At 58.8% G+C, this 8,390-nt stretch carries 6 protein-coding genes; all 6 read right to left on the bottom strand.

Going from position 1 to position 8,390, the window contains the following annotated elements; translation table 11 throughout:
• Window positions 1-505: 505 nt before the first annotated feature.
• Window positions 506-1,492: an ornithine cyclodeaminase family protein gene (locus tag AAC01S_RS12205; protein ID WP_067622650.1), complete on the bottom strand. Its 987-nt coding sequence runs from the start codon at window positions 1,490-1,492 to the stop codon at window positions 506-508.
• Between the two features lie 317 nt (window positions 1,493-1,809).
• On the bottom strand, window positions 1,810-2,751 hold the full coding sequence (locus AAC01S_RS12200) for an EamA family transporter (RefSeq protein ID WP_067622647.1): 942 nt from the start codon (window positions 2,749-2,751) through the stop codon (window positions 1,810-1,812).
• Between the two features lie 136 nt (window positions 2,752-2,887).
• Window positions 2,888-4,195 (bottom strand): phosphoribosylamine--glycine ligase, encoded by a 1,308-nt coding sequence (purD, locus tag AAC01S_RS12195; protein ID WP_067622644.1) that lies wholly within the window; start codon window positions 4,193-4,195, stop codon window positions 2,888-2,890.
• A gap of 26 nt (window positions 4,196-4,221) precedes the next feature.
• On the bottom strand, window positions 4,222-5,865 hold the full coding sequence (gene purH, locus AAC01S_RS12190; RefSeq protein WP_067622640.1) for a bifunctional phosphoribosylaminoimidazolecarboxamide formyltransferase/IMP cyclohydrolase: 1,644 nt from the start codon (window positions 5,863-5,865) through the stop codon (window positions 4,222-4,224).
• A 17-nt stretch (window positions 5,866-5,882) separates the two neighbouring features.
• Window positions 5,883-6,908, bottom strand: a complete 1,026-nt coding sequence (gene purM / locus AAC01S_RS12185; protein WP_067622638.1) for a phosphoribosylformylglycinamidine cyclo-ligase — start codon at window positions 6,906-6,908, stop codon at window positions 5,883-5,885.
• Between the two features lie 5 nt (window positions 6,909-6,913).
• Window positions 6,914-8,365 carry an amidophosphoribosyltransferase gene (purF, locus tag AAC01S_RS12180; protein ID WP_067622653.1) on the bottom strand — a complete coding sequence of 484 codons (1,452 nt, stop codon included), beginning with the start codon at window positions 8,363-8,365 and terminating at the stop codon, window positions 6,914-6,916.
• Window positions 8,366-8,390 lie beyond the last annotated feature (25 nt).

The following is an 8,390-nucleotide window of genomic DNA, read 5'->3' as shown; positions in this document are numbered from 1 at the left end:
CCAATATACCACAGACGATAATGTGTTGTCACCTGGTACTTTTTTCATCGGATGTTCACGCGAGATGATCGGGTGAAAGGAGATGATGAAGCCCGAGATGACGGGGTATATTGGGCGGCCGCCGGAACAGCGGCAACGAGTACTATATCACCGCTCAAATTCGATGTCAACACCTCTTCAGCGAGATTTTTACGTGTGTTGAAACGCACCTGCGTCATGAAGTGTCTGCAGACCAAGTGTGAGCAATAGTATCCGACCAATATCTATCCAATATTCATGAACAGGTATTCAACACGGCGCATCGTTGGAGAGCCCGCCCCCGAAACCGCACCGGCTAGGGGAAGTTTTGGCCCTTGGCTCACGAGGTGGGGCGTGATCGTGCGAAATCATGTTGCATACTTCAAGTTCTTGTCTACTGAGTTATCCGTTCAATGTACCGTTTCGAAAATATCCTTGCGTTGCTAATGCGCCCGCTAACGCCAGAACTTCAGGTTCTGAATCAAACTCAATCAGGTAACCGCTGACCGATTCCAAGTGAAGTTGCAGTATTATAGATATCCCAAGCGGCGATCAAGTCTTGAAACGGCAATCCGACTGCTCCGAACACAGTAAGGTCAACGTTGCTCTCTCGTCCTTTTGCCCTGCCATTTAACACTTCCGTCAAAGTAGATACACGCTGACAGTGTACATCCGGATGAAAGGTGCTAAGAGCTCCCATCGTAAATGCCATCTGTTGATGGTCACATACAAACGTGCTGTTCAAAATCACATCTTCAGCTACTTCAACTTTTCCAGCCGTATCGGGACCTAACGTAGTAATGTGTACCCCAGGTTTCACCATATCTAAAAATATGAGTGGTTCTTTCGCCCACGTAGCACAAATGATGATGTCAACGTCTCTGACTGCTTCTTCCACCGACGAGCAAACATTGCATGTGATTCCTTCTTGTCTTCTTCGTTGAGCGTATCCGATTGCTGTAGATTCTTTTAGGTCATACACGTTAACCATATTGACGTTCCGTATATGTTGTAGATATCTAAAATGAACTTCGCCTTGAACCCCCGCCCCAATCATCGCAACAGTAGTAGCGTTGTCCTTTGCTAAAACATCCACAGCGACAGCTCCAGCCGCCGCTGTTCTGTGAGCCGTAACCACCGGAGAGTCGAGGAGAGCTAACAGTTTACCCGTCTTTGAATCAAAAAGCTGAATGACTCCTTGGATTGCGGGAAGCCCAAAGGATGGGTTGTTTGGATACTTAGCATGTACTTTAACTGTATAAGCAGGGATTCCTGGCACTGCCCCCGGAACCAAAATCATTGCTTGGGCATCTTTTGGAGCATCATGTATCAATCCTAAGTCCACTTTAATTCGTTTGGGTTCTATCGAACCAGGATCAAGTACCTGAAAACCACGCTTTACAGAGCAAATTAAGCTCTTCTCATTCAAGCATTTCGAAATGTCGTTTTCGTTCAGCCATAGCACTACTGCCACTTCTCCTCGGCACCACAATCACGGTTGTCAAACTGCTAAATTGTTGAATATGATTGCTACTGCGTATTTCTGCCCGATCGCGGCACAAGGTATCAGGTTTGAAAGTACAAATTCATTTGATCACTGAATACAATTCAACCCTAACTGTAACCGAACGTCATCCCCAAAATCCCTACAAATCCGGTTTGTTCCACCTACACGTCCACTGCCTCGAACGGACCTTTTGTCCCAGATCGTACCTGATCGTACCTGGTGCGCCCGCGTCCTTCACTGCCGTTAGCCGTTAAGGGATCCACCGCCCCCTCGCGCCAGTCGCTTCATTTCGAACGCGATCCAGACGCATAAGAGGGTGGCTTGCGCGCGTCGTTGGACGTGCGGAATGCCTGGCGACGAGACCTTATGGCCTCGCTGATGACGATCCCACAAAGAATCAATACGACGCCGATCCAGCGGGACCAAGTGACGTGATCGCCATTCATCAGCCAGGCGCCGAAGACGGCGACCGGGAGCTCGAGGGTGCCGAGAACGCCAGCCATCCGCCCGCCGATATGCGGGATAGCAGCCAGGACGAGTAGCGTAGGTAGAACCTGGCTGAGCAAGGCAATCCAGCCGCCCCAGTAGACGGTTCGGGCGGGATGGGCGACGAAACTGCGCATCATGTCGGACGGTGGGAAGACAAAAAAGATGAAAACGGTCGCGACCGTCATGACGAGGGCGGATCGGAGTTCCGAGGACACGTCGGGATCGTAGTAACCGGACAGATAGAGCGTACATGCGTAGGACAAGGCCGCGAGCAAGCCTAGGCCAGCCGCCCACCACGGTATGGCGTGCCAAGCGCCAGGTTCGATCCCGACGGACAGCACGGTGCCCGCGAGAATCAGAATCAGCCCTATCCACTTCGGCCACTCGGGAAGCCGGCGTTTCACGATAATATCGATGACCATGGTCATCCAAACGAACTGGAACATGAAGACGATGCCGATGGAGGCCGGCAACACGGTCAGCGCTTGGTAGTATGCGTAGCAAAACACGGCGTTGGCCAGACCCACGCCGAGAATGAGCAGCCATTGCGCACCTTGGACAGGCTTGCCGCGACGGCGGAACAAGACGACAATCCAGAGCACGACGACGGCTAACACATACTGCACGTCGGTCGCTGTATTGACGTCGAGGCCCGCTTGATAGGCATCGCGAAGGATCGGTGAAACCAGTCCATACGCGCTGGATGCGATGAGCATGAGCAAAATGTAAATGGCCACGGGGTATCCTCCTCTTGGCAGCTCTGCCAGAGCGCCAGGAAGTATGATACCCAAATCGAATTTGAAAGACCACAGGAGCACGTTAAAGCGGTGAGGCGCAAACGCAAGAGCCAGCCCTCACCGCGTCCGCCTCGGTCTACACTCGCCAGTTGTGCGCGATGTCGCGGCGGTAGTGCATGCGCTCGAATTGGACCGTCTCCGCTGCCGAGTAGGCTGCGGCGATGGCGGCGGGAATGTCGGTCGCGATCGCGCTGATCGTCAGCACTCGTCCGCCCGCCGTCACCAACTGGCCGTCGTCGCGAAGCGCGGTGCCTGCGTGGAACACCACTTCGCCGTCCCGGCCCGCCACATGCCCGGCCGCGGCCTCTGTAGGCAACGCGATGGGCGTGCCGTGGTCGGATCCCGCCGGATAATCGCCCCCTGCTACGACCACGCAGACGGCGGCGTCGGATCGCCATTCAATGGCCAGCGTCGACAACTCGTCATGCGCGACGGCCCAGGCGATTTGCAGCAGATCCGTGGCGAGCAGCGGGAGTACGACCTCTGTCTCCGGATCGCCGAAACGCGCGTTGAACTCGATCACTTTGGGACCGTCGTCCGTGATCATCAGCCCCGCGTACAACACGCCTCGATACGTGATGCCCCGGTCCCGCAAGGCCTTCACCACAGGCTGGACGATGGTCTTTGTCACGCGATCGATCACGGCGTCCGTCACGCTCGGCACCGGCGCAAACGCGCCCATGCCTCCAGTGTTCGGTCCTTCGTCCCCATCGTACGCACGCTTGAAATCGCGGGCTGGCAGCATCGGAACGACTGCCGACGCGTCCACGAAGTACATGCACGAAACTTCCATTCCGCTCAAATATTCTTCAATCACGACGCGGCTCCCGGAAAGGCCAAAGCGGTTTCCCTCCAGCATGTCCCGCACCGCTGCCTCCGCATCTGCCCAGGACTGCGCCACGACCACGCCCTTGCCGGCAGCGAGGCCGTCGGCTTTGACCACGACCGGAATGCCGAGCGTGCGCATGAAACCGAGGGCTTTGTCCACCTCGGTGAACACGCCGAAACGAGCGGTCGGAACGTTCGCGTCGCGCATGAGCGCTTTGGAGAACGCCTTCGACGCTTCCAGTTGGGCAGCTTCTCGGGATGGGCCAAACGCCGGGATGCCTGCGTCCGTCAAGGCGTCGACGAGGCCGTCCGCCAGAGGGCCTTCGGGGCCGACGACGACGAGATCGATCCCGGCCTCCCGCGCCCACACGACGATCCTCTCCATATCCGAGGAAGCGATGTCCACCCGCTTGGCGAGCTGCCACATGCCTGGATTGCCTGGAACCGCGTAGAGTTCAGGTTCAAGCGGGCTTTGCGCCAGTTTCCAAACCAAGGCGTGCTCGCGGGCGCCTTGGCCAATCACCGCGACGCGCGGATGCCGTGTTTCCAGTGCCATCGAAATCCTCCCAATCCACCTATGGTTCAGTGCAAGAAGTGGCGTCTCCCCGTGAAGACCATCGCGATCCCGGCTTCGTCGGCAGCCTGGATGCTCTCTTCGTCGCGGATCGATCCGCCAGGTTGCGCGATTGCGGTGATGCCGGCTTTTGCGGCGAGATCGACCGTGTCGCGCATCGGGAAGAACGCGTCCGATCCCATGGCGCTGCCTTTGGCCCGGCGGCCAGCCTGCTCGATGGCGATTTTCGCCGCGCCGACGCGATTCATTTGCCCGGCGCCGATGCCGAGTGTCATGGTGGCGGAGGCCAACACGATGGCGTTCGATTTCACGAATTGGACGGTTCGCCACGCAAAGCGGAGCGCCTCGTGCTCTTCTGGCGAAGGTGCCCGCTTCGTGACCACCTGCCACTCGTTTGTCGACTCGCCTCCCGCAACGTCGACAGATTGCACCAAAAAGCCGCCGGACACGCGCTTCCACGTCGTCGCGTTGGGCTGCCACAACGGCTGCGCCATGTCGACCGTCAGCAGCCGCAGGTTTTTCTTCTTGTGAAACACACGCTGCGCTTCCTCCGAAAACGCTGGCGCAATGACGATCTCCAAAAACAGCTTGGCCAGACGTTCCGCCAATGCCTCCCCGACTGGACGATTCAGCGCGACGATGCCGCCAAAGATGGAGACGGGATCCGCTTCGTTCGCCCGCGCAAACGCCTCATCGATGGTTTCCCCGCGGCCGATGCCGCATGGATTCATATGCTTGACCGCAACCGCGACAGGTTCCCCGAAATCGTCGAACGCCCGCAGGATGTTCAAGGCTGCGTCGGCGTCTTGGATGTTGTTGTACGACAGCTCCTTGCCCTGCCACTGGACAGCGCGCGCAATCGTTGCGTCGGACGCGCCCGGCTCCATGTAGAAATGGGCGGCCTGATGCGGATTTTCGCCGTACCGCAGCTTCATTTTGGAGATTCCTGTAATATGTAACAAACCAGGCCAATCGACGGATGCAGACGCGTCCGCCTGACCTTGGAACGTGCCAGCCTCGGAGAGTTCTTCCGCAGTGGATTGGACGCGGCCGGCCAAATAGTCGGCCACCAAGGCGTCATATCGGGCGGTTGCGGCAAAGACTTTGACGGCCAATTCGCGTCGGAATTCGGCGGACAGGTCGCCTTGTTCCAAGGCTTGAAGGACGCGATCGTAATCCGCCGGATCCATCACAGGCAGACAGAACGCGTGATTCTTGGCGGCACTGCGCAGCATGGACGGTCCACCGATGTCGATCATCTCAATCGCCGCCTCATCCGTCACATCCGGGCGCGCAATCGTCGACTGAAACGGATACAGGTTGACGACGACGAGATCGATGAGATCGATCCCGTTGGCCTCCAGAGCCTGAAGATGCTCTGGGTTGTCGCGGCGCGCCAGCAATCCTCCGTGAATCTTCGGATGCAGCGTCTTGACCCGACCGTCCAGGATCTCTGGAAAACCGGTGTGCGCGTCGACGGTCGCGACCTCAATCCCGTGTTCCGCGAGATGCTTCGCGGTGTTGCCGGTCGAGAGAATGTCGTAACCGAGCCGTTTCAATCCTTCACAAAATGGAACAATCCCCGTCTTGTCAAAGACGCTGACCAAAGCCAATTTTGCCACGTCATCCACTCCTCGAGATGTTTGTCTCATGTGTCGATCCCGCCGCGTCAGACCCAGCGCACACCGGACGTCCCCTGCCGGACCCTGCCCAGACGGTACACGGTCTCGCCAGAGGCCGCGAGATGCTCCGCGACGTCGTTCGCAGCCGCTTCGGTGGTGATGATGACGAACCCGACGCCTAGGTTCCAGACGCGGGCCGCCTCTTCGAAGGCCATGCCGCTCTGCCGCAGCAGCCATTGGAACACGTTGGGAAGCTCCCAGGCGCTTCGCGCAAGCTCCAATCCCAGCCCTTCCGGCAGTACGCGCGGCACGTTCTCGACGATCCCGCCACCTGTAATGTGAGCCATTGCCCGCACAGGTAACCGAAGAGCGAGCAAAGATTGAATCGGCTTCACATAGATCCGCGTCGGCCGAAGGAGCACGTCGGCCACGGTCGCTGATTCGCCGGGAAACGTTTGATCCAGGCGAAGTCCAGCGTCGTCCACCAGCTTGCGGACCAGCGAATAGCCGTTGGAGTGGATGCCGCTCGAGGCCAGCCCCAGCACGACATCGCCAGCCTGTGTCTCGTCGCCCGTGATCATCTGGTCGCGATTCACGACCCCGACCGCGAAGCCGGCGACATCGTATTCGCCTGCCGCGTACATCCCTGGCATTTCGGCGGTTTCGCCGCCAACCAAGGCGGCGCCGGCTTCCAAACAGCCCGCGGCAATGCCGGCGACGACCGCTTCCGCAACGTCGACCTCCAGGTGTCCAGTCGCGAGATAATCGAGAAAGTACAAGGGCTCCGCCCCGACGGTCAGAATGTCGTTGACGCACATGGCGACGCAGTCGATCCCGATGGTGTCGTGCCGCCCTGCGGCGAACGCGATTTTCAGTTTGGTGCCGACGCCATCTGTTCCAGAGACGAGGACAGGGTTCGGATACTTGGCGAGATCCAGCGCAAATCCGCTCGCAAAACCGCCGATTTGACCGAGCACTTCCGGCCGCCCGGTGCGCTTCGCCAACGCCTTGTAGCGCAGGGCCGCCTGATTCCCCGCTTCGATATCGACGCCAGCCTGCTTATATGCGTCCATCCACGTCAACTCCCCGCATGCACTAGATGGTTTGATTTTCCTTGCTTCATGTCCTGGTCCACCAACTCCGTCGGATAGCTGCGGGTAAAACACGCGTTGCAGAACGGTACCGGCGTCTCTGCGGGAAACCCGAAGCCTTCCATCAGTTCGTCGACCGTCAAAAACGCCAGGCTGTCCGCCTCGATGGTGTCGCGGATCTCCTCGACCGTCATCTGCGCCGCGATCAACTCGTCCGCCGTCGCGGTATCAATTCCATAGTGACATGGGCTGACGTACGGCGGACTCGAAATGCGCACGTGAACCTCGGTGGCGCCGGCGTCGCGCAGGAGACGGACGATGCGGCGGGAGGTGGTTCCTCTGACAATGGAATCGTCGATCAACACGACGCGCTTTCCCTCGCAGATGGAGCGCACCGCGTTGAGCTTGAGCCGAACGCCAGTGTCCCGCAGATCTTGGGAAGGTTGAATGAAGGTGCGGGCGATGTATTTGTTCTTGACCAGTCCCATCTCCAACGGGAGACGGCTGGCTTCGGCGTACCCGGCTGCCGCAGACACGCTCGAATCAGGCACGCCGATCACGATGTCCGCGTCCACGGGGTATTTCTCGGCGAGCATCTTGCCCAGCCCCTTGCGCACGCTGTGCACGTTCCAGCCGTCGACGTCGCTGTCCGGACGTGCGAAGTACACGTGCTCAAACGTGCACATGCGCCGCTGCCGACGCTCGGCGAAACGGCTCGACATAAGTCCCGCTTTCGTCACGCGGATCAATTCTCCAGGCTCGACATCGCGCAGCAAGGTTGCGCCGACTGTCTCGAGCGCGCACGATTCGGAAGCCACGACGTACGCGTCGCCGAGCTTGCCCAGGACCATCGGGCGCAGGCCCAGCGGATCGCGAAGGGCAATCAACTCGTCGTCGCCGAGGAGCAGAAACGCGAACCCGCCCTCGATGCGCTTCGCGGCCTGCGCGACCGCGTCGGCCAGATTGCCGCCGCCAGCTTTGGCGACAAGGTGCGCGATGACTTCGGTATCCGCCGTGGTCTGAAACAGCGAGCCGTCTTGCTCCAGTTGGATGCGCAGCCATTTGGCATTGACCAAATTCCCGTTGTGCGCAATCGCGAAATTGCGGGCGTATGTGCTCAGCGTGATCGGTTGCGCGTTCTGGATGGTGTTTGCTCCAGCCGTCGAATAGCGAACGTGGCCAATGGCGCCGTACCCATGCAACTGCTCCAGCTGTCCGTCCCGAAAGACGTCCGTCAACAAGCCGAGTCCTTTGTGGCTGTACATGTGATCGCCGTCGATCGACGCGATGCCCGCCGCTTCCTGCCCCCGATGCTGCAGGGCGACCAATCCATAGTACGTGAGCGCAGCTGCTTGTTGATGGCCATAGATGCCAAAGACGCCGCATTCCTCGTGTGGTCTATCCGCGTCGAGATCGAATGTGTCATGGTGTTCACGCAACTCACCCACGCCGTCTCACTCCTTT

Origin of the sequence: Alicyclobacillus acidiphilus NBRC 100859, from assembly GCF_001544355.1 — a bacterium.
Taxonomy (GTDB): domain Bacteria; phylum Bacillota; class Bacilli; order Alicyclobacillales; family Alicyclobacillaceae; genus Alicyclobacillus; species Alicyclobacillus acidiphilus.
The sequence above is the reverse complement of the archived record's forward strand: the minus strand, read 5'-3'. Positions and strand labels throughout refer to the sequence as shown.

Coding starts and splice junctions, on each gene's coding strand:
- purD (WP_067622644.1), bottom strand. CDS start 4,195: ATGGCACTGGAAACACGGCATCCGCGCGTCGCGGTGATTGGCCAAGGC.
- purH (WP_067622640.1), bottom strand. CDS start 5,865: ATGAGACAAACATCTCGAGGAGTGGATGACGTGGCAAAATTGGCTTTG.
- purM (WP_067622638.1), bottom strand. CDS start 6,908: ATGGACGCATATAAGCAGGCTGGCGTCGATATCGAAGCGGGGAATCAG.